The following is a 20,509-nucleotide window of genomic DNA, read 5'->3' as shown; positions in this document are numbered from 1 at the left end:
AAAAGTTTCATTAAAAGTTCATGTAGATTTGTAAAGCTATGGATAACGGCATCAAAGCTGTTACTCAAGTTAACCCCTAGCTGATTCAGCAGGGGCGGAAACCAGGAGAATTGTAGTTCTGCGCCTTCTCATCCGTTAAATCCTTCTGCCCAATCAGCTACCGTAATCATGAGACACAACGTTTGTATAACGACCCTAGAATATCCCCCTGATGTTGGGGGTGTGGGCGAGTCGGCTCAGCGTATCGCTCAAATGTTAAAAGATTTAGGCTATAAAGTCCATGTTGCGGTTTTCCGAGCGGTTTTCCGGACTGAACGAGAAAAAGCGTTGGCTGGCGAATACAGACGCTCTAGTTGTCAAACGACTGAACAGAATGGGATTATGGTGCATCGCCTCAAGCCAGCCATTCGTTCGACGAGTGCAAAAGAACAAGATTATTTGTGTGATATTTATAGTCAATTAAAACAGTTACATCAACTCCATAGGTTTGATATATTTCACGGCTTTTTTATTAACGAAACTGGGTTTTTAACCACACTTCTGGCGCGAGAAAACAATCTGCCTGTTATCAATAGTGTTCGCGGGGCTGACCTGCATAAGCATAGCTTTAGTCCCCAGCAGCATGGACAAATTACCTGGACGCTGGATAATTCTTCATGGGTAACATTTGTTAGCCAGGATTTAATGAATCGAGCTAGGGTATTGGTTCCCAGTATCCAGGAGAAATCATCAGCCTTTTTAAACGCGATCGCGCCCATTAATTTTGACCAATTTACCACCCCAGCGTTAGTTGAGCAGTTCCGGGGAACGGTGATTGGTTCAGTGGGTAATTTCCGCGATAAAAAAGGATTGGAATATTTACTAGATGCTTGTGCTGAACTGGCTCCAGAAACCGAATTGACGCTGCTGCTGGTGGGAGATTTTGTGCAAAAAGAGCGGGGGTACTGGGAACAAGAACTTCGCCGTAGTGGTATTGCTAATCAAGTGTTAATTACTGGAAAGATTAGCCGCCAAGACGCCTTAGCTTACCTGCCTTATATGGATATTTTTGCCATTCCCTCCCTACATGATGGCTGTCCCAATGCTTTACTCGAAGCGATGCTGGCAGGTAGAGCCATTGTGGGAACCACGGTTGATGCGATTGGTGAGATTTTGGAAAATAGGATTGATGCTTTGCTAGTAAATCCTGCCTCTAGCCAGGAATTAACCCTGGCATTCCGAGAGTTGATTCATCAGCCAAGTTTACGCCAACAGTTAGGAATTGCCGCTCAGAGTAAAGTTAAAACCCAACTTACTCCTTCTGGAGAACAACAGAACTGGAACTGGGTGTATCAGCAGGTTTTAAAACAGCAATAGATTCCGGCTATGGCTAGGGTTAGGTTGGTTTAATGGGTGCTTGTTGATTGTTGATTGTTGATTGGTCACTGAAATATTCTTAACTTCCTACTCTTCTACCCTTCTATCCTTCCACACTCAACTGAACTTGATAATGAAACAAAAACGCCCAGAAAACATACAGCAAGCCTTACCCGCAATGAAGCGGATTGTGCAGCGATTTTGGCCCCAAATCCGTAAGCAGAGCGTTTTACTTATGATCGCATGCTTGGGACTGGTGGGTGAAATTGTGATCCGACTCTTAGAACCGTGGCCCCTAAAATTAATTTTTGACCGCTTGATTGTGCCGGATGTGGCTACGCCTGACCTGACTATCCCCTTACTCGATAATGCTGAACCCATTGTACTGCTGACTATCTTAACCGTGGCGATTGTGGTGGCGACGGGGTTGCGTTCTGTGGCGGCTTATATTGGTTTGGTGGGGATGTCTCTAGCGGCGACTCGTATTGTTACCAATATCCGCGCCCGACTCTATGCTCACTTGCAGCGTCTGTCCCTTTCCTTCCACAACCAGGCAAAAAGTGGTGACCTGATTACTCGCATTACTAATGATACCGATAAACTGCGTGAGGTGGCAGTAACGGCAGCTTTACCACTAATTGTTAACTCCCTCACCTTTGTTGGTATAGTGAGCGTGATGTTTTGGCTGAATCGGGAATTAACCCTGATTGCGATCGCGATTTTTCCCCTGTTTGTGATCTCCACCTTGAAAATTAGCAAACGGATTCACGGAATTGCCCGCCAGCAGCGCAAACGGGAAGGGGCAATGGCGGCGACGGTGGCGGAATCGATGGGGGCGATTAAAGTGGTGCAAGCCCTCTCTTTGGAAGGAATGTTAGAGGATTCGTTTGCTAGCCAAAACCAGAAGAGTTTAGCAGAAGGGGCGCAGACGCAGCGATTGTCGGCGGGATTGCAACGCACCGTAGAGATATTAGTGGCGATCGCGACGGCATTGGTGTTGTGGCGCGGGGTACAATTGGTCATGGCTAAGGTGGTTACACCGGGCGATTTACTGGTATTTATCACCTACCTGAAAACCGCCTTTAAACCCACACGCCAATTGGCTAGGTATACGGCACAGATTGCCAAAGCCACAGCTTGCGGAGAACGGATAATTGACCTCCTGGATACGGTTCCTGACATTCGGGATACGCGGGGTGCTGTGGACGCCCCCCCTTTCCGAGGTGCAGTCCGTTTCCAAAATGTTAGCTTTGGCTATGAACCGGATAAAGGTATATTAGACGGTCTCAACTTTCAGGTGCAAGCGGGTCAACGGGTGGCATTAGTGGGTCCTTCTGGGGGCGGCAAGTCTACGTTAGTTAGTTTACTCCTGCGCCTCTATGACCCCTTAGAAGGGCAAATTCTCATTGACGGACATGACTTGCGAGAATACAAACTAGAATCCTTGCGCCGTCAAATCAGTATTGTCCTGCAAGATAGCGTTTTATTTGCCACGACTGTGCGGGACAATATCGCTTATGGTTCCCTGGGTGCGACGGAGGATGAGATTATCGTCGCCGCGCACCTGGCGAATGCTCACGATTTTATCATGGCACTGCCCCAAGGCTATGACACCATCCTGGGAGAACGGGGGGCAACACTTTCAGGTGGACAACGACAACGGATTGCGATCGCGCGGGCGGCAGTACGTCAAGCATCAATTGTGATTTTAGACGAACCAACCGTTGGTTTAGATAACGAAAATGAACGCGCTGTTAGCGAAGCACTAGAACGATTAACTTATAATTCTACTACATTTCTGATTACCCACGACTTGAGATCTGCCACCTCAGCCGACCAAATTTTCTATATCGAGAAAGGCAGAATCTTAGAACGCGGGACTCATGCCGAACTCATGGGTCTAGGTCAGCGGTACGCCACTCTTTATCGGCTACAAGTTGCCATTGAAAATCATGATTATGATCAACTTTCATCCCGGCATAACACCGCTCAAATCGGGCGTTAGATGTCGCCATAAGTTATCTGTAAAACCTGCCCCTACACCCCCTCTTTTTCTATCCCTAGTCCGCTCGCCTTTCCATTTTCCCTCTGCTTTGTTTCTGTTAAAGATTCAACCAAATTGATAGTATGGCTGCCCTCGTCTACCCATCCTCAAATCACTCTGTTCCCCCCGAAAATGCCAATCAAAATGTAACGAATGCACCGCTTTTCAAGGGGAGCAACTCAAGTCTCAATCACCAATCACCTGGCACAGGAGTTATTTTAATACGTCATGGTCGAAGTACATATAACGAACAGGGACGATATCAAGGCAGTTGTGATGATTCCATCTTAACTGAACAAGGGCGCAAGTTGGCTTATGAAACGGGTCTAATTCTCAAAGAACTGCCCATCGACGCCATTTATACCAGCCCCCTAAAACGCACCCAACAAACTGCCCATGAAATTATAGCCGCAATTAGCACCGTTAACGATAAGTTACCACCTTTACGAGTAGCTGAAACGCTCAAAGAAATTAATATCCCTGCTTGGGAAGGCTTACCTTTTCAGTATGTACGCGAACAATTTTCCCAAGCATATCGCTGCTGGAAAGAACATCCTCACCAGTTTCAGATGGGGGTGTCGGGGTGCGGAGATGCGGAGGTGCAGAGGTACGGAGGAGACAAGGGAGAATTTTACCAATCCCAAATCCCCAATCCCCGATTCCCTGTCCTTGAACTTTATGCACAAGCCCAACAATTTTGGCAAGACATTTTACCTCATCATTCTGGTCAAACTATCTTAATTGTGAGTCACGGCGGTACAAACCGCGCCTTGATTAGTACAGCAATCGGTTTAACACCTAATCGCTTTCATACTCTGCAACAGTGTAACTGTGGTATGAGTGTCTTACATTTTCCCGCAGGTGTGCCTCAGTCAGCCCAACTAGAAGCCTTGAATCTTACCGCCCATCTAGGTAAAACTCTACCCAAACTAAAGGAGGGGCGTCAAGGTTTACGCTTGTTACTGATACCATCTGGTGACATTCATCCTCAGCAAATTCAAAAACTAACCCAATTACTGGAAGATGTAACCCTTAATTTCAGTATTAATCATGACCGCGACAATGCCCAAGTCACAGCGGCACAAATTCTGCAATACCATCCAGAAACTTTACAGCTACAGGTATCGCGAAATGATTTCCCCCAAGTTTGGCAACAAACCATTGACGCGAACGCTGCATCAGGGATGATGGATTCCCAGCCATTACTAACAGGACTAATTGTGGCAAGTGAGGCAATCCTCAAACGCTTTCTCGGTCAAACACTTGGCATCAGTACCAATGAATTGAATCATTTACCTCTTCACCAGGGAAAAATTAGCGTTATCCACTATCCCTGTGCTAATCAAGCCCCTGTAGTGCAAGGGATAAATATCGGGGAGATAGGGAAGATGAGGGAGATGGGGGAGATGAGGGAGAGAATAATTTCCAAAGGAACCCAACCATGAACAATCAACAATCAACCATGAAAATAGCATTATTAGTAGGAACATTCCCCACCTTGTCTGTATCATTCATCCTCAATCAAATAAAAGGCTTACTCGATGATGGACATGAGGTTGATATCTATGCCATCGACGGTCGCCCGGAGGATGTCTCTAAGGTACATCCCATTGTCAAGGAATACAAGCTCTTAGAGCGCACCTACTACCCACCCGAACGTCCCCAAAATGACGGGTGGCGTTGGCTGAAACTCTTAGGATTATTGCTGGTTAATCTCGATAAAAATCCCTTAGTTTTACTGCAACTGATAGATAAGGCAAGATTTGGCAAAGAAGCTAAAGACCAACGATTACTCTATAAAGCCATTCCCTTCTTGAACCGAAAGTCCTACGATATCATTCACTGTCAGTTTGGTATTTTTGGACTCATGGCTCTGGCGTTTCGAGATATTGGTATAATTAATGGTAGAATTCTCACCACGTTTCGGGGGTATGATATTAGTAAGTACCTGCAAAAGCGGGGCGATAGAGTTTATGATCAGCTTTTTGAAAAAGGCGATTTTTTTCTCACCAATTGCGACTATTTTCGACAGCGTGCCATTCAGTTAGGTTGCGACGAAAATAAAATTCGGGTTCTTGGTTCAGGAATTGATTGTCATAAATTTGCCTTCACTCCCCGTTATTTTCCGGCTGATGGTCGCGTGAGAATTGTCTCAATAGGTCGCCTGATTGAAAAGAAAGGAATCGAGTATGGGATTCGCGCGATCGCGAAACTCGCCCAAGTTCACCCTAACCTTGAATATAACATTATTGGCGATGGTCTGCTCAAGGAAGATTTCCAAAACCTGGTAGCTGAACTTGGCGTCGGTCATATCGTGAACTTGTTGGGATGGAAACAGCAGGAAGAACTGGTGAAAATTCTGGATAAATCTCACATTCTAATTGCCCCTTCTGTGACAGCGGCTGATGGGAATCAGGATGCACCTGTGAATACTTTAAAAGAAGCAATGGCGATGGGATTACCTGTAATTGGCACCTTACACGGTGGTATTCCCGAATTAATCGAAAATGGCATTTCGGGTTTCTTAGTCCCTGAACGTGATCCTGATGCCATTGCCCAAAACGTTAGCTATCTCATTGAACATCCAGAACTCTGGCAATCAATGGGTCAGGCAGGTCGGGCGCGTGTTGAACAAAAATATGATATGTATAAACTGAATCAGGAACTCTTAGAAATTTATCAGCAATTGTTGAATTCCGACTTACCTCAGCCTCAGTTTTCCAATCAATCTGTAGAAGCTGGTTCCTCTGTTTTTATTACCACAGTTTAGTCCGGCTACGTTTTGTAGAGACGTAGCATGCTACGTCTCTACTCAATCAGGGCGGGTTTAGTTACATCTGGATGAGGTCAGAAACGATAGTAGTGAAACCCGCCCCGACAAAAAACTCAAAATTAGTCTACCCTATTTTTGGATTAAAGATTACCATGAAAATAGCATTCCTAGTGGGAAATTTCCCAGTTTTATCCGAGACATTTATCCTCAATCAAATTGCTGGATTAATTGATCGCGGTCATCAGGTGGATATCTACGCCCTTGATGGTCCGGCGAACCCTACCGAGAAAGTACATCCTATTGTGGAAAAATACAACTTACTCAAGCATACCTACTATTCCCCGACGCCACCGGACAATCAGTTATTACGAGAACTGAAAACGAATGAATTACTAATCGATAATTTTGGCAGAAATCCTTCAGCCTGCCGAAAATTACTGGATGTATCTAAGTATGGGAAACGCGCTAAGTCATTCAAGTTACTCTACAAAGCCATACCTGTTCTGGAGGGTAAATCTTACGACATTATCCACTGTCAATTTGGATCAGTCGGATTGATGGGACTGCTGTTTCGTAATCTCGGTTTACTCCAGGGAACCTTAATCACAACGTTTCGCGGTTCTGATATTAGTAAGTATCTGAAAAAGTGGGGTGATCAGGTTTATGATCAACTCTTTGCTGAAGGCGACTTTTTTCTAACCAACTGCGAATTTTTTCGACAGCGTGCGATTCAACTCGGTTGTGAGGCGACAAAAATCCGGATTCTGGGGTCAGGAATTGATTGTAGTAAATTTGCCTTTACTCCCCGCTATTTCCCGGCTGATGGTCACATTCGTATTGCTACCACGGGACGCCTGGTTGAAAAGAAAGGAATCGAGTACGGGATTCGTGCGATCGCGAAACTCGCCCAGGTTCACTCTAACATCGAATATAACATTATTGGCGATGGTCCGCTCAAGGAAGATTTCCAGAACCTGATAGCCGAACTCGGCGTCGGTTCTATTGTCAATCTTTTGGGATGGAAACAGCAGAAAGAACTGATTCAAATTCTCGATAAGTCTCACATTTTAATCGCCCCTTCTGTGACGGCTGCTGATGGAAATCAAGACGCACCAGTGAATACCTTAAAAGAAGCAATGGCGATGGGATTACCTGTAATTGGTACATTCCACGGTGGTATTCCTGAATTAATCGAAAATGGGACATCGGGTTTCTTAGTCCCCGAACGTGACGCGGATACCCTGGCGGAAAAAGTTAGCTATCTAATTGAACATCCAGAACTCTGGCAATCGATGGGTCAGGCGGGTCGTAGGCGGGTCGAGGAAAAATATGATATGCATAAACTCAACGATGAACTTGTGGAAATTTACCAGCAACAATTAAATTCAAAATCCACTCAGTCACAAGTGGAACAGTTAACGTCATCTGTTGTAGAGACCTAGGACATCGGTCAAGAAACCGGGTTTCTGGGAATACTTGATGAATTGGTAAACCTAGTATTTTAAGTCAAGACGAGGAATTTATGACTTTATCACCAGCATCTGAATTATCAAATAACACAAGGGAAAACCAAGCCAATTTAAACATGAATTCATCAGCAATGACAGATCCACAAGTTACACTGGTTGTTGTTCCTCGCGAACGATTTAGCTACACCAAAGAATCTCTGGAAAGCATTTACGAACATACAGATATTCCCTTTAAATTGGTGTACGTTGATGGCAATTCACCGACTCCAATCAAACGCTACCTGGAAACCCAAGCCCAAGCCAAACAGTTCCAACTCGTGCGAACTAATTACTACCTGTCTCCAAATCACGCTCGCAACATTGGCTTGAGTTACGTTGATACCAAATATCTTGTCTTTGTGGATAACGACGTGATTGTTTCTCCCGGTTGGTTGAATGCCTTAGTCACTTGTGCGGAAGAAACAGGTGCGACAGTGGTTGGTCCGCTGATGTGCCAAGATGAACCCTTACACGAAACCATTCACTTTGCCGCAGGGGAATGCCATGTTGTTACCGATATTCATGGTAAACGACATATCCGAGAAAAGATGTACAAACAAGGTCAGCAGGTATCAGAGGTGCGACCCCAGTTAAAACGAATTGAAACCGAACTTGCTGAGTTTCATTCTGTGTTAATTCGCCGAGAAATTTTCCAAAAAATTGGTTCTCTTGATGCCAAAATGCTCTGTACTAAAGAACATTTGGATTTCTGTATGACGGTCAAAGAAGCGGGTGGCTCAATTTATTTTGAACCGGACTCCTTAGTCACCTATGTACCGGGACCGCCAATAGAATTAACCGACATGTACTTCTATATGTTGCGCTGGAGTGATGCTTGGATGTACTCTAGCCTAGAAAACTTGCGCCAAAAATGGGGACTGGTTGAGGATGGATATTTCAAAACCAAGTACAACAAAAAGTTAGGGTCTCGACGCCGACGCACGATTATCAGACCGCTGAGTTACCGCTTCAAAAAGCTAGGCAAGAAGCTGGGGTTAAAACGGAAGCAAATTGAGCAGGCGCTGCTGGCGGTGGATAAGGTTATCAACCGCTATATTACAGATCGCTATGCTCGCAAATACCTTCAGTCTCAGCAACAGCTAACCTACCAAGATTCCCGAACATAATTATGCCAAAAAGGTGATGGAGATGTCCGTTCTTTAGAAATATGTGATCCTTTGATCAAACGATAAACAGATGAGGGGATTTTAACGGGTTAGTTATTTTTGCCATGCTGGGCTATAGCGCATTATTGCCTTGGGTTTGTAGGTTGGGTTGACGCCTGTTATTCAACAAAGTCTAGGCTAAAGCCCTGACTACAAACCCAATTATTACCATCAATTTAGGCGTGTCACGCCGCCATCGTGCGTTAGCAAAGCGTAACGCACCATTTAGTCAGCGATCGCGACTAGGAAACGCCACACATTTCCCATTCTGTTTCTCGTGCAAGGCAAATACTGACCAGCTAAAGATATGTCAAATCATTTGAGCAAAGCTGTAGCAATGGTTTCAGCTTTGTTTACTCTAGCCTCATTCTGCGGTAATATGGCACAAGCAACAGAGAGTTCTGCTGAAGCGATTCATCCTGATGAGTTATCTGTTGACCCCCTGTCTCAAATTACCCCAGTTTGGCAACTCTCGGACATTCAACCCACAGATTGGCAGTTCCAAGTGCTAGAGTCTTTAGACCAACGGTATGGTTGTTTAGCTGAATATCCCGATCGCGGCGATCGCACCAATCGAACCCTAACCCGATCCGAGTTTGCCGCCCGATTACAGGTTTGCCTAAATCATATTCCAAAAAAGGTCAGGGAGTTAGCCGAACTGCAAGGATTAATTAAGGGGTTTGCAGCGGAATTGGCGCGGAGGCGAGACTCTATTGAACGCTTAGAACGGATAGATATTAAACCGTTTGATCCAACCACAACTCTGGAAGGGGAAGTCCTGTTTGCGATTAGTTATCTGGCAGGTAAAACTCAGGCAGATGGCAGTGAGGAGGATATCGATCCAATCTTTACTGTCGGCAATAAAATTAGCCTCGATATTGATACGAGTTTCACCGGAGAAGACCGTCTCAGAGTCAGTTTAGAAGCCAAAAATGCCCCGGAGTTTGAGGATGTCACGGGTACAGAAATGGCGCGGTTAGATTTGGATGGGCAAGATGAAAATGAGCTGGAGTTAGACAAAGTAGAATATCGTTTTCCTCTCGGTAAAAATGCCAAGGTTTATATTTCTGCCAAAGGTGGCGGCTTAGGTACGCCGACGAGAAAGGTCAATTTAGCACCAAATGCAGCAATTTCCAAGTTTGGCGATGGCAATCCCATTTATGATTTAGGGGGTGATGCTGGAGTCGGTTTGCTTTATGAATTGGGTGAGATTGCCACTTTCAGCTTGGGTTATGCGGCTGACGATGCTAATGAACTAGACTCAGGAATTGGTGCTGAATATGGGGCGATCGCGCAGCTAACCTTAAACCCTAACGATAACTTGGGCATCGCTTTCGCTTACGTCCATTCCTACAATATCATCGATACAGGAACAGGGAGCGATCGCGCCAACGATCCGTTTGATGATCAAAGTGACCATATCAAGGCTAATTCCTACGCTTTAGATATCAGCGTTCGCCTCAGTCCTAAGTTAATCTTAGGGGGTTGGATGGGTTGGACTCAAGCCACGGCGTTGAATTTACCTGGTGATCCCCAAGCCGATATTTTTAATTATGCCCTCACCTTAGCATTTCCCGATTTAGGCAAACCTGGAAATTTAGGCGGGATGGTTATCGGTCAGCCGCCGAAGGTAATCAATAATACTTTTCAAATCGACAATCAAGACTATAAAGATAAAGACACGACTTGGCATCTGGAAGTGTTTTATACCTTGCGTGCCAATGACAACATATCCATCACCCCTGGATTATTGATCATTTTTAATCCCGAACACGATTCTAGCCATGACCTTATCTATGTGGGAACTATCCTAACTATTTTTTCATTTTAAGCCTATTTACCTAATTTACCTGAGGTGTGACCCAACTTTTCCCCACCTACCTGCATCAAGCATTGTCAGAGTTAATGTAATACATCTAAAGTCAAGTCAGGTATAACAGGACTTTCTCATAGATACTGTAATACATAGGGGTATAATCGGCTGTGACAACCTTTCTCCAGTCCTTAGTTTCCCATCCAAGCAGAAGTCAATTCAGGAACATATTCGCTAAAATAAATATCAATTATTGAGATAAGTTACGAACCACCAGGGGAACAAACTGTGACCAAATTGGGTGACGACCTAGACTCAGCCAACCCTGATCAAACTAAACAGTGTTGGGGTTGGCGGAATCTGTTTTGGGAAGGACGAACTCGCATCCTTGCTTGGTATGTCCTGCTAACGGTTTGCTTCACCTTTACCTCAGTTGGGCTGATCCGTCAAGTTCTAGTTGAGGAGGTACACAAACGAATCGACAGCTATTTAATCCAAGAAATACAGGAGTTCCAGCGATTATTCCAACAAGGAAAAAATCCCTTGACGGGTCAGCCGTTTGGCGATGATGTGGCGGCTTTATTTGAGGTATTTCTATCCCGTAATATTCCCAATGACGGAGAATTTCTGCTCACAATTATCGACGGTGAATTCTACAAATCCAGTCCGACAGCACTACCCAACCCACTACAACCGGATTCAGAGCTACTCAAACGCTGGAGTAATCTGACCCAACCAACCAAAGGTCAGACAGAAACATCAGTAGGTTCTATTCTTTATTATGTCAAACCCGTGGAAATGGGCGGAGAAATTCGCGGACTTTTTATCGTCGCCAATGTCATCGCGGGTGAAGAGGAAGAAGTCAATGAAGTGGTTTGGGTAATCATTGAAGTAACCTTGATCGTCATGGTTGTTACTTCCGTGATTGCTTGGGTTGCTGCTGGACGGATGCTAGCCCCCCTACGTTCGGTAACAGAAACGGCGCGTTCGATTAGTGAAACGGATCTGACCCAACGCATTCCCATAAAAGGCGGTGGTGAAATTGCGGAACTGACAACCACGCTAAATCAAATGCTGAATCGTCTCCAGAAGGCGTTTACCAGCCAACGAGACTTTATTAATGATGCGGGTCACGAACTGCGGACACCCATCACGATTATTCGAGGACACCTGGAATTATGGGATGATGACCCTAAAGCCCAACAGGAAACTTTAGAATTAGTTTTAGATGAATTGGATCGCATGAACCGATTTGTTGATGACTTGCTCCTCTTGGCTAAAGCAGAAGGGCGTGATTTTTTAGATCTAGAAATGGTAGACATTGGCTCATTCACCAAAGAACTTTTTGCCAAAGTCAAAGCCTTAGCCGAGCGAGACTGGCAACTGGACGCGATCGCATCGGGTCGAATTTTCGCTGACCGCCAGCGCCTCACTCAAGCGATCACGAACCTGGCTCAAAATGCGACCCAAAATACCTGCGAAGGTGATACCATCACCCTAGGTTCAGCTATTAATAAACACTATGCTTGTTTTTGGGTTCGCGACAGTGGAGAAGGGATTGATCCAGCCAACCAAAAACGTATTTTTGAGCGGTTTGCCCGACTCCCGAATAGCCGTCGTCGTTCTGAAGGAGCAGGTTTAGGACTGTCTATCGTCCAAGCGATCGCCCAGGCGCATCAGGGTCAGGTGAAACTCAACAGCCGACTCGGATCTGGCGCTCAATTTACGATTGTCATTCCTCTAGATCCAAAACAGGATATTCTACCCCATGAATCGAATTCTTATCGCTGAAGATGAACCTCGTATTGCAGCGTTTATTGAGAAAGGGCTGCGAGCTAAAGGATTTACCACTAGCGTAGCCACAGATGCTCAAGAGACGCTGAATATGGCTCTCTCCCACGAATTTGACCTACTGATCATGGATTTGGGACTTCCGGGTAAAGATGGTTTACAAGTCCTAGAAGAGTTGCGCGGTCAGGGGGAACAAATACCCATTATTATTCTCACCGCCCGTGATGATATCCGTGATAAGGTCGCTGGATTGGAGGGAGGGGCTGATGATTATATGACTAAACCCTTTCAGTTTGAAGAACTCATCGCTCGGGTGCGCGTGCGGTTGCGTAATAACTATTTGCCAAAGTCTAAGGAGGAGATGGTACTAACTATCGGTCACGTTAGTTTAGATTTACGGACTCGTCGGGTTCGGGTTAAGGGTCAATTTGTTGAACTCTCCGCACGAGAATTTACCCTCGCAGAAACCCTGTTACGTCATCCCGGACAAGTGATGAGTCGAGAGCAGTTACTCAGTCATGTTTGGGGTTATGATTATGACCCAGGTTCTAATATTGTTGATGTTTATATTGGTTACCTACGCAAAAAATTAGGCGGTGACTTAATTGAAACCGTTAGAGGGATGGGCTACCGTCTCCGCACTTGATTTCTTTCACTAGCTATCCTAAAAAAAGAGAGGTAGGATATTTACTCCGTATCCTCCTCCCCATTTTTTTCATTCCCAACGCTTAACCAAACTGTTCTTCAATCTCTAAATTAAACAGCGTTTGCAGCGTCTGCATCGCTTGACGTCTGGCTTCAATATCCTGCTGCGCCCTTAACTGCACCATCGGATCATGGAGGATTTTATTCACAATTCCCCGTGTCAGCGCTTCGATGATTTCTTGATGTTTGTCAGCAAACTCTGAACCTAAGCGAGATAAGGCTTTTTCTAACTCCTGTTCCCGAATCCCTTCGACTTTCTCCCGGAGACTACTAATAGTACTCACGGTTTCTAGCGATCGCCACCAAATCTCAAACGCTTCTACCTCTTGTTCCAGTAAGTTTTCCGCCTCCATTGCCATCTGGCGACGGCTTTCGGTATTTTGCGCCACCACTGCTTTTAAGTCGTCCACATTAAAGGCTTGCACCTGTTCAAGTTCATTGACATCAGCATCCACATTACGCGGTACGGAAATATCAAATAACATTAAGGAGCGATTCGGATCAAGATGGTCTTCCAGTTTAGCCCGATCCAGGATTGGTTCCGTCGCACTGGTACTGGTAAACACCATATCCGACTCCGGAATCACCTCCATCATCTCAGACAGGGGATGTACCGTTAACTGAGCATTCTCAAACTGCTTTGCCAACTCCTCCGCCCGACGAGTTGAGCGATTGATAATGGCGATTGACTCAGCCCCTTTAGAAAGTAGATGCTGCACCAGCAAACGCGACATTTTCCCCGCACCGATAATTGCCACTCGGTAAGCCGCCAAGTTTTGCACTTCCATCTGGGCAAGTTCCACCGCCGCCGAACTAATCGAAACCGCCCCGGTACCAATGCTGGTTTCCGTGCGGACTCGCTTTCCGGCGGTAATCGCTTGTTTAAACAGTCGATTCAACAGGCGTCCAATTCCCTTGTGTTGCTGACCGATTTTGTGGGTATGCTTGACTTGCGATAAGATTTGTCCTTCGCCTAAAACTAAACTATCCAATCCCGCTGCGACGCGCATCAGGTGCATAACCGCATCCTGATGTAACAAAATAAACAAATGGGGGCGTAATTGATGCAAGGGGACAAGAGAGTTATCTGAAAGGAACTGACTGACTTCACGCACACCCTTTTCCGTTTCTGCTGCCACAATATAAATTTCTAGGCGATTGCAGGTACTAAGGATCGCCACTTCTTCAACATGGGGGTAGCTACAGAGTTGTTGCACCGCACCTTCTATTTGGGCTTCGGGAATGCTTAGTTTTTCCCGGACTTCAACGGGCGCTGTTTTGTGGCTTAAACCTACGACGGCAATATTCATTGTGTTCTCCAAATCTCTGTCGTTGGGTTGGGTCAACTATCAGTCTTGTTTTATAAGGATAGAGAAAATTGAGAAATTTGTCTGAATACGATGAACAATTCAGTATAAGTTCACCGATTCCGAGATGAAATTTTTAACGGGGGAGAAATAAACAATCAACGTTAAGCCAGAGTAAGTAGCATTATCATTGCTTATACTCTGGCTTGAACGCTTTTATCTCCATCTCGATGACTGGAATTCAACTTGAAGAAATCCTGCGAAAATGGATAAATTGACAGTATCTATCGTAGTTGCAGGCTCTTCGGCTGATCAAACAGATGGACAGTGTCCACAAAGCGAGCCGTCTTGGACTGGGTGGAAATAACCAGACTTTGAGTCCGCGCTCCCCCGTGGAAGAGTCGTACCCCTTCCATCAAGGTACCCGGCGTAATCCCACAAGCGGCAAATAGCACGGTGTCACCTGAGGCTAGTTCATGAGTATTGTAGACCTTATCGGGGTCGTTAATGCCCATTTCTTGGAGCCGCTCTAGGTTTCCCTCTTTGCTTTCACCAATCAAACCCGTCTGTACAGTTGCTGGGTCATAAATTAGCTGACCTTGGAAATGTCCGCCTAAACAGCGCATCGCCGCAGCAGAGATAACGCCTTCAGGTGCAGCACCAATACCCATCAGAGCATGGATATTTGTCCCTGAAAAGGCACAAGAGAGAGCCGCAGAGACATCTCCGTCACTAATTAGCCGAACTCTCGCCCCAGCCGAGCGGATTTCTTCAATTAGTCCTTTGTGGCGATCGCGCTTCATGACGACGACCACAAGTTCCTCAATTGCGCGATCCAGACATTCCGAGAGAATTTGCAGGTTCTCTGTTGCCGATTTACTGATATCGACATGATTTTTAGCCGCAGGAGGCGCAGCTAGCTTTTTCATATAAAAGTCAGGTGCAGCAAACAGCCCTCCCTTCTCAGAAATGGCTAGCACCGCCATTGAACCGGGTTGCCCATAAGCCACCAAGTTCGTCCCTTCACAAGGGTCAACGGCAATATCGACTTCAATCAGTTCATCGGGGTTACAAAAGTTCTTTGCATCCGGCTGGTTACAGATGCCCACTTGTTCACCGATATACAGCATCGGGGCTTCATCTCGCTCCCCTTCGCCAATCACAATGCGACCCCGCATGTGAATGTTGTTCATCCGCTCCCGCATGGCTTCGACTGCCACATGGTCAGCGGTGTTCTTATCCCCTTTGCCCATCCATTTGGCAGAGGCAAGTGCTGCCTGTTCGACAACTTCAATAATTTCTAGTCCTAGCGTAGTTTCTAGCACGAAGCTTTTCCTCTCAACTGCTTAGTTTTTCCCTGGTGTTATTTACTGTCCCCAGTCTAAAAGTCTATCAGAGACTGGGATCTCCTCGAAAGAATGTCGAGTATTGGTTTATGTTAAGTTTTGCTACGATTAGGTGTCGGGACATAGCACGCTACGTCTCGACTGGGGCAATGATCGTCCGATGGCGGGGACTATTCGGCGTGATAGTCGGAGACTGGAATCCGGCTTCCGCGATCGCTTGCTCGATATCCAAGGTGAAATAGTCATCAAAGTAAGGCTCAGTGCTTTTGAATAAGGTAAAAACGTAAGCTGGCATCGTCGCATACACCTGAGACTGAGGATTCATATCCATCAGGGTAAGATAGCCACCAGGACGTAATAACCGCCGTGCCTCCCGTAGGATTGCCTTTGCCGCCGTTTGGGGTAATTCGTGGAATACCAAGAAGACAGACACCAAATCATACGAAGCATCCGGTAAACCTGTCGCTTCAGCCGCCGCGTGTTTCCAGTTAATTTCTGTATGATGCTGTTTGGACTTATATTCGGCAACAGCTAGAAAGTAAGGCGATAAGTCTACACCCGTCATATTTGCCTGGGGATAAATCTGTTGTAGGGCAAAGGTACTCATCCCTACACCACACCCCAGATCCACAATATCTTGCGGCTCAGTTGTAACGTGCTTTTGCACCAACTCATGGTAACTCTGTCGCAGTTTAGCATCTCCTTGGAGTTTATCCTCAGGATAGAGATTGGCATGAACCGCATAAGCCGCCACTTCATGTTCAAACGCCGCATCCCACTGAAGATTTCCCTTTTCATAAGCATGGAAGGGGCGCAAATAATAATCCGGGTAGGTTAACTGGGGGTTTTGCACTTGACTCAGATAACTATCCCAGTCCAGAGAACGTAACTCATTGACCTGTTTTGTCCAAGGTACGCCAATTTTTTCCGCTCGCTTGATAATCATCTTACGAGCTTGCTGCTTTGCTAAATTAGCCAAAGGTTTAATGGCAAGGAAACCATTCACCAAACGTGAGGCTAATTGGGGTGTTGTGTTGACCGTAGTCGTCATAATACGTTCTTAGCGATTATCTGTTTGGGGGATTAGCATGTACACATTATTGGCAATCCTACGCTATTTAGGGCTGGCTGCACAAAGCCAAAACCGCAAAGCCCATCAATACTTTGAACTTTATTGACAGAGGGTTTGATTCAAGGAAATCGGGTAGTATTCTTTCTAAGTATGGCATCACCTTGCTCAGGAACAATGTACCCTTGCGCCCCCAGCTCCCCCAGCTTCCCCAGCTTCCCCAGCTTCCCCCGCTCCCCCTCACCACAAGACTTATTCAGCAGCCCCTATTTAAGCAACACCATACCACCCCCCTACACTCAAGTTTCCTATTGACAACGCGCTACGTTATGTAAGTTGGTGGAAATAAACTCAACTCTATTAAATTGTGTAAATAGCCCTCAAATCCTTACATAAAACAAATGACCAATGACCAATGACCAATGACCCATGACGATTCAAACTTTCGCCACATATCGATTACGCCCAGAGGCTTTCGCTTGATACAAAGCCATATCCGCTTCAGCAACTAGCTTAGCGGGTGGAGTATCAGGCTCAGGATAAAGACTGGCAACACCTAAACTGAGTGTGACATATTCACTAATAGCTGACGCTGCATGGGTAATCTTTAAACCATGAACCAAGCTGCGTAATTCTTCAGCCACTAAAGACGCACCAATCGTGGTAGTATTGGGTAACACAATCGCAAATTCTTCACCGCCATAGCGAGCCACTAAATCCACAGACCGTTTGGCACAAAAACGCAAAGCATCAGCTACCCTTCGCAAACAGGCGTCACCGGCTTGATGACCGTAGGTATCATTATATTTCTTGAAAAAGTCGATATCACATAGAATCAGAGACAAAGGTGACTCTTCTCGAATCATCCGCCACCACTCATCATCAAGGTATTGATCAAACCGACGGCGATTGGCTACACCCGTTAGTCCATCTAACGTGGCTAAACGTTGTAACTCTCGATTGGCTTGTTCAAGTTTTTGATAAAGCTGAAACTGTTGAATTAAACGCCGTACTCGTTGACGCAAGACGGCTAAGTGAATCGGTTTGGTGATATAGTCAGTAGCACCAACGGCAAAGGCGCGGTCAACGGATTCTGGATCATCCAGATTGGTAATCATTAACACCGGCGTTTGGGAAACTCCCTGTAACCCTTGAGCCTCCAAATGTTCGCTATCGGGTGATGTCTCGTCTTCGTCTGAGAGTTTTTGTAAGTGTTTGCAACAGGTAAAACCATCCATCACCGGCATCAGGGCGTCTAGCATGACCAGATGCGGTTTGAGACGCTGATAAACGTCCAAACCCTGTTCACCGTTGGTTGCTTCAACAACTTTATAGCCTTCTTTTTCCATGACTCGGCGTAAAAGTTCTCGTATAAACTGGTCATCATCAACCACCAAAATGGTTGGTGGTTCTTCGGGCAAAGAAACTAATTTCATCCTTAAGAATGCTGATATTGCCGTCTTTGGGTCTGTAAGATTAATGTGACCCGTTGATACTCAGCCTCTAGCTGGCAAAAAAAACTGCGCCAGTGCTGCCATGGGATCACCACCCTTGCTTATCTGTTCTAGCATCTGACGAAACGGTAGATTTTCCTAGTTCCTAAAATCCCATGACTTCAACCTGTCAATTTCATGAATCGAGTCTCTATACGTCTGTTGAGGATAGCTGCAGCATGGATGCCATTAACCTGAGGCAGGTTCCAGGGAATGATTGATCACCTCCAAATCGAGAGAAAGAGTATCTTTCCCTACCATAGCCTGAAGCAATTGCCATGTCTCTGGGTGTAATGGCTGAATTGTTGGAGTTGTTGACTGGCTATCGTGAATTTTGCCGGCAGATGCTGTTCAACGAGTCAGATTCAGCACCGTCAGATCAAATGTCTGTAATTAATCGGATACAAAAAAATAATCGTTTCTGTACCGATCGCGCGGTGATGACACCAACCAAGCATCAATCCCGGTTCGGGAGTTCAATGCCTAGCTGCGGCGAGTTGACCAAAATCTGGCAGATGCAATATCTCTATTATTATTGCTTGATGTTTAGAGATGATTCAAGTAAGTCAATTCTAGCTCTTTTTCCCAGCTTGGTACTCCCAGCCATTTTCCACGTTGTCTATTGTAGTTTTCCGGGACTGACCATTGAGCCAACCCTTTTCCGGTAATCGCCGTGCCTTTCTTAAACTCTTGGGACTGACGCTATTGGCAACCCAAGTCCCTGTAACGGCAAACCCCCTACCCCTTCTCAAACCACGACGCCTGAATCCTGGTGATACCATAGGGTTGATTAGTCCAGCCGGTCTAGTTGACCAAAAGACCCTTGATGAATTTACTCCAGTCTTATCACAACTCGGCTTAAAAACCAAACTGGGAACCCATCTTTTCGACCAATACGGCTACCTGGCGGGTCAAGATGTTGACCGCGCGGCTGATGTGAATGCGATGTTTGCCGATTCCTCTGTCCAAGCGGTGCTAGCAATGGCAGGCGGATGGGGTTGTAATCGAATTTTACCCCTGTTGGATTACGAGCTAATCCGCCAAAATCCCAAAATCATTATCGGCTATAGCGATGTTACCTCACTGCTGTTAGCGATTTATACTCACAGCAACCTGATCACCTTTCATGGACCACTGGGAACATCAACCTGGAATTGGTTTTCAGTCCAACATCTGCAACGCATCTTGTTTGATGGGGCAGCAATGACACTGCAAAATTTATTGAGTACTCCTGTGGAAACCATTACCAAGGGTAAGGCAAGGGGGCGTCTGGTGGGGGGAAATTTATCACTGGTGGCGGCGCTGGTGGGGTCAGATTATTTACCCGATTGGCAGAACTCTATTTTGTTTGTGGAAGATATACGAGAAGAGGTTTACCGGATTGACCGCTTGTTAACCCAGCTCAAACTCGCTGGAATTCTCGATCAAGTGGCTGGATTTATTTTTGCCCAATGTACAAACTGTCCCATAGGCGATGCTAATGAACCATCGCTGACGTTGGGGAAAAGATTGCTAATCCAAAGCACTTTAAGCGATTGAAACGCAAGTTGAGACAAGCTCAAAAAGCATTGTCTCGTAAGGTCAAAGGTTCAAATAATAGGGAAAAGGCTCGGCAGCAGGTTGCCCGAATCCATGCTCAAATCGCCGACGCCCGTAAAGATTTCCTTCACAAGCTAACGACTCGACTGGTACGTGAAAATCAAACGATTGTTGTCGAAGACTTAGCCGTGAAGAACATGATGAAAAACCACAAGTTGGCTCAAGCAATTGCTGACGCAAGCTGGAGCGAACTGGTTCGTCAGTTGGAGTACAAGTGCCAGTGGTACGGTCGATTACTGGTTAAGATTGACCGATGGTTTCCCAGCTCTAAGCGCTGTGGACATTGTGGTCACGTTGTTGATAAATTGCCGCTTAATGTTAGGGAGTGGAATTGCCCAGAATGCGGAACTCACCACGACCGAGATATTAATGCCGCAAATAATATTCTAGCCGCAGGACTTGCGGTGATAGTCTGTGGAGCGAACATAAGACCTGATGGGCATAAGTCCAAAGGGCAGTTGCGAAAAACCTCTCTCGCTAGTCGAAGGGGAAAGAAGCAGAAACCTAAATCGTGAGGTTTAGGAATCCCTCGTCTCCGG

15 protein-coding genes and 1 pseudogene are annotated in these 20,509 nt (G+C 45.8%); 12 read left to right on the top strand and 4 right to left on the bottom strand.

From position 1 onward, the window contains the following. Positions 1-168: 168 nt before the first annotated feature. The 9 genes from RIC07_RS33780 (at position 169) to RIC07_RS33740 (ending at position 13,097) form a co-directional block, all read left to right on the top strand. The gene (locus tag RIC07_RS33780) at positions 169-1,356 is read left to right on the top strand and encodes a glycosyltransferase (protein ID WP_446398336.1); all 1,188 of its coding nucleotides are present in this window, start codon (positions 169-171) and stop codon (positions 1,354-1,356) included. Between the two features lie 133 nt (positions 1,357-1,489). Further along, positions 1,490-3,361 carry an ABC transporter ATP-binding protein gene (locus tag RIC07_RS33775; RefSeq protein ID WP_446398335.1) on the top strand — a complete coding sequence of 624 codons (1,872 nt, stop codon included), beginning with the start codon at positions 1,490-1,492 and terminating at the stop codon, positions 3,359-3,361. 122 nt (positions 3,362-3,483) lie between these two features. Further along, positions 3,484-4,845, top strand: a complete 1,362-nt coding sequence (locus RIC07_RS33770; protein ID WP_446398334.1) for a histidine phosphatase family protein — start codon at positions 3,484-3,486, stop codon at positions 4,843-4,845. 17 nt (positions 4,846-4,862) lie between these two features. Beyond that, positions 4,863-6,170, top strand: a complete 1,308-nt coding sequence (locus RIC07_RS33765; protein ID WP_446398344.1) for a glycosyltransferase — start codon at positions 4,863-4,865, stop codon at positions 6,168-6,170. A gap of 155 nt (positions 6,171-6,325) precedes the next feature. Beyond that, positions 6,326-7,615 (top strand): glycosyltransferase, encoded by a 1,290-nt coding sequence (locus RIC07_RS33760; RefSeq protein ID WP_446398333.1) that lies wholly within the window; start codon positions 6,326-6,328, stop codon positions 7,613-7,615. Positions 7,616-7,773: 158 nt separating this feature from the next. Then, the gene (locus tag RIC07_RS33755; protein WP_446398343.1) at positions 7,774-8,808 is read left to right on the top strand and encodes a glycosyltransferase family 2 protein; all 1,035 of its coding nucleotides are present in this window, start codon (positions 7,774-7,776) and stop codon (positions 8,806-8,808) included. A gap of 346 nt (positions 8,809-9,154) precedes the next feature. Continuing rightward, on the top strand, positions 9,155-10,678 hold the full coding sequence (locus RIC07_RS33750; RefSeq protein WP_446398332.1) for an iron uptake porin: 1,524 nt from the start codon (positions 9,155-9,157) through the stop codon (positions 10,676-10,678). 270 nt (positions 10,679-10,948) lie between these two features. Next, on the top strand, positions 10,949-12,451 hold the full coding sequence (locus RIC07_RS33745) for a sensor histidine kinase (protein WP_446398331.1): 1,503 nt from the start codon (positions 10,949-10,951) through the stop codon (positions 12,449-12,451). Continuing rightward, positions 12,429-13,097, top strand: coding sequence for a response regulator transcription factor (locus RIC07_RS33740; RefSeq protein WP_446364005.1), 669 nt, complete (start codon positions 12,429-12,431; stop codon positions 13,095-13,097). Before RIC07_RS33745 ends, RIC07_RS33740 begins: the two co-directional genes overlap by 23 nt. 82 nt (positions 13,098-13,179) lie before the next feature. Here RIC07_RS33740 and RIC07_RS33735 read toward each other — a convergent pair whose 3' ends face one another. The 4 genes from RIC07_RS33735 to RIC07_RS33720 form a co-directional block, all read right to left on the bottom strand. Further along, positions 13,180-14,466, bottom strand: a complete 1,287-nt coding sequence (locus RIC07_RS33735; RefSeq protein WP_446398330.1) for a glutamyl-tRNA reductase — start codon at positions 14,464-14,466, stop codon at positions 13,180-13,182. Positions 14,467-14,747: 281 nt separating this feature from the next. Then, entirely contained in the window at positions 14,748-15,788 is a 1,041-nt protein-coding gene (gene glpX / locus RIC07_RS33730; RefSeq protein ID WP_446398329.1) for a class II fructose-bisphosphatase, read from the bottom strand. Positions 15,789-15,939: 151 nt separating this feature from the next. Continuing rightward, positions 15,940-16,860, bottom strand: a complete 921-nt coding sequence (locus RIC07_RS33725) for a class I SAM-dependent methyltransferase (RefSeq protein WP_446398328.1) — start codon at positions 16,858-16,860, stop codon at positions 15,940-15,942. Positions 16,861-17,315: 455 nt separating this feature from the next. Next, positions 17,316-18,314 carry a GGDEF domain-containing response regulator gene (locus RIC07_RS33720; RefSeq protein WP_044204628.1) on the bottom strand — a complete coding sequence of 333 codons (999 nt, stop codon included), beginning with the start codon at positions 18,312-18,314 and terminating at the stop codon, positions 17,316-17,318. 335 nt (positions 18,315-18,649) lie between these two features. Between RIC07_RS33720 and RIC07_RS33715 the strand changes: the two genes are divergently transcribed. The 3 genes and pseudogenes from RIC07_RS33715 to RIC07_RS33705 form a co-directional block, all read left to right on the top strand. Continuing rightward, the gene (locus RIC07_RS33715) at positions 18,650-19,039 is read left to right on the top strand and encodes a hypothetical protein (RefSeq protein ID WP_446398327.1); all 390 of its coding nucleotides are present in this window, start codon (positions 18,650-18,652) and stop codon (positions 19,037-19,039) included. Next, the gene (locus tag RIC07_RS33710; RefSeq protein WP_446398326.1) at positions 19,017-19,910 is read left to right on the top strand and encodes a S66 peptidase family protein; all 894 of its coding nucleotides are present in this window, start codon (positions 19,017-19,019) and stop codon (positions 19,908-19,910) included. The genes RIC07_RS33715 and RIC07_RS33710 overlap by 23 nt, the downstream gene beginning before the upstream one ends. Then, positions 19,871-20,485, top strand: a pseudogene (locus tag RIC07_RS33705) (RNA-guided endonuclease TnpB family protein); the annotation flags it as partial. The gene RIC07_RS33710 and the pseudogene RIC07_RS33705, both read left to right, overlap by 40 nt. Between the last annotated feature and the right edge of the window lie 24 nt (positions 20,486-20,509).

Origin of the sequence: Coleofasciculus sp. E1-EBD-02 (genome assembly GCF_040218245.1) — a bacterium.
Taxonomy (GTDB): Bacteria; Cyanobacteriota; Cyanobacteriia; order Cyanobacteriales; family Coleofasciculaceae; genus Coleofasciculus.
This window is presented reverse-complemented; position numbering and strand designations above follow the sequence as displayed.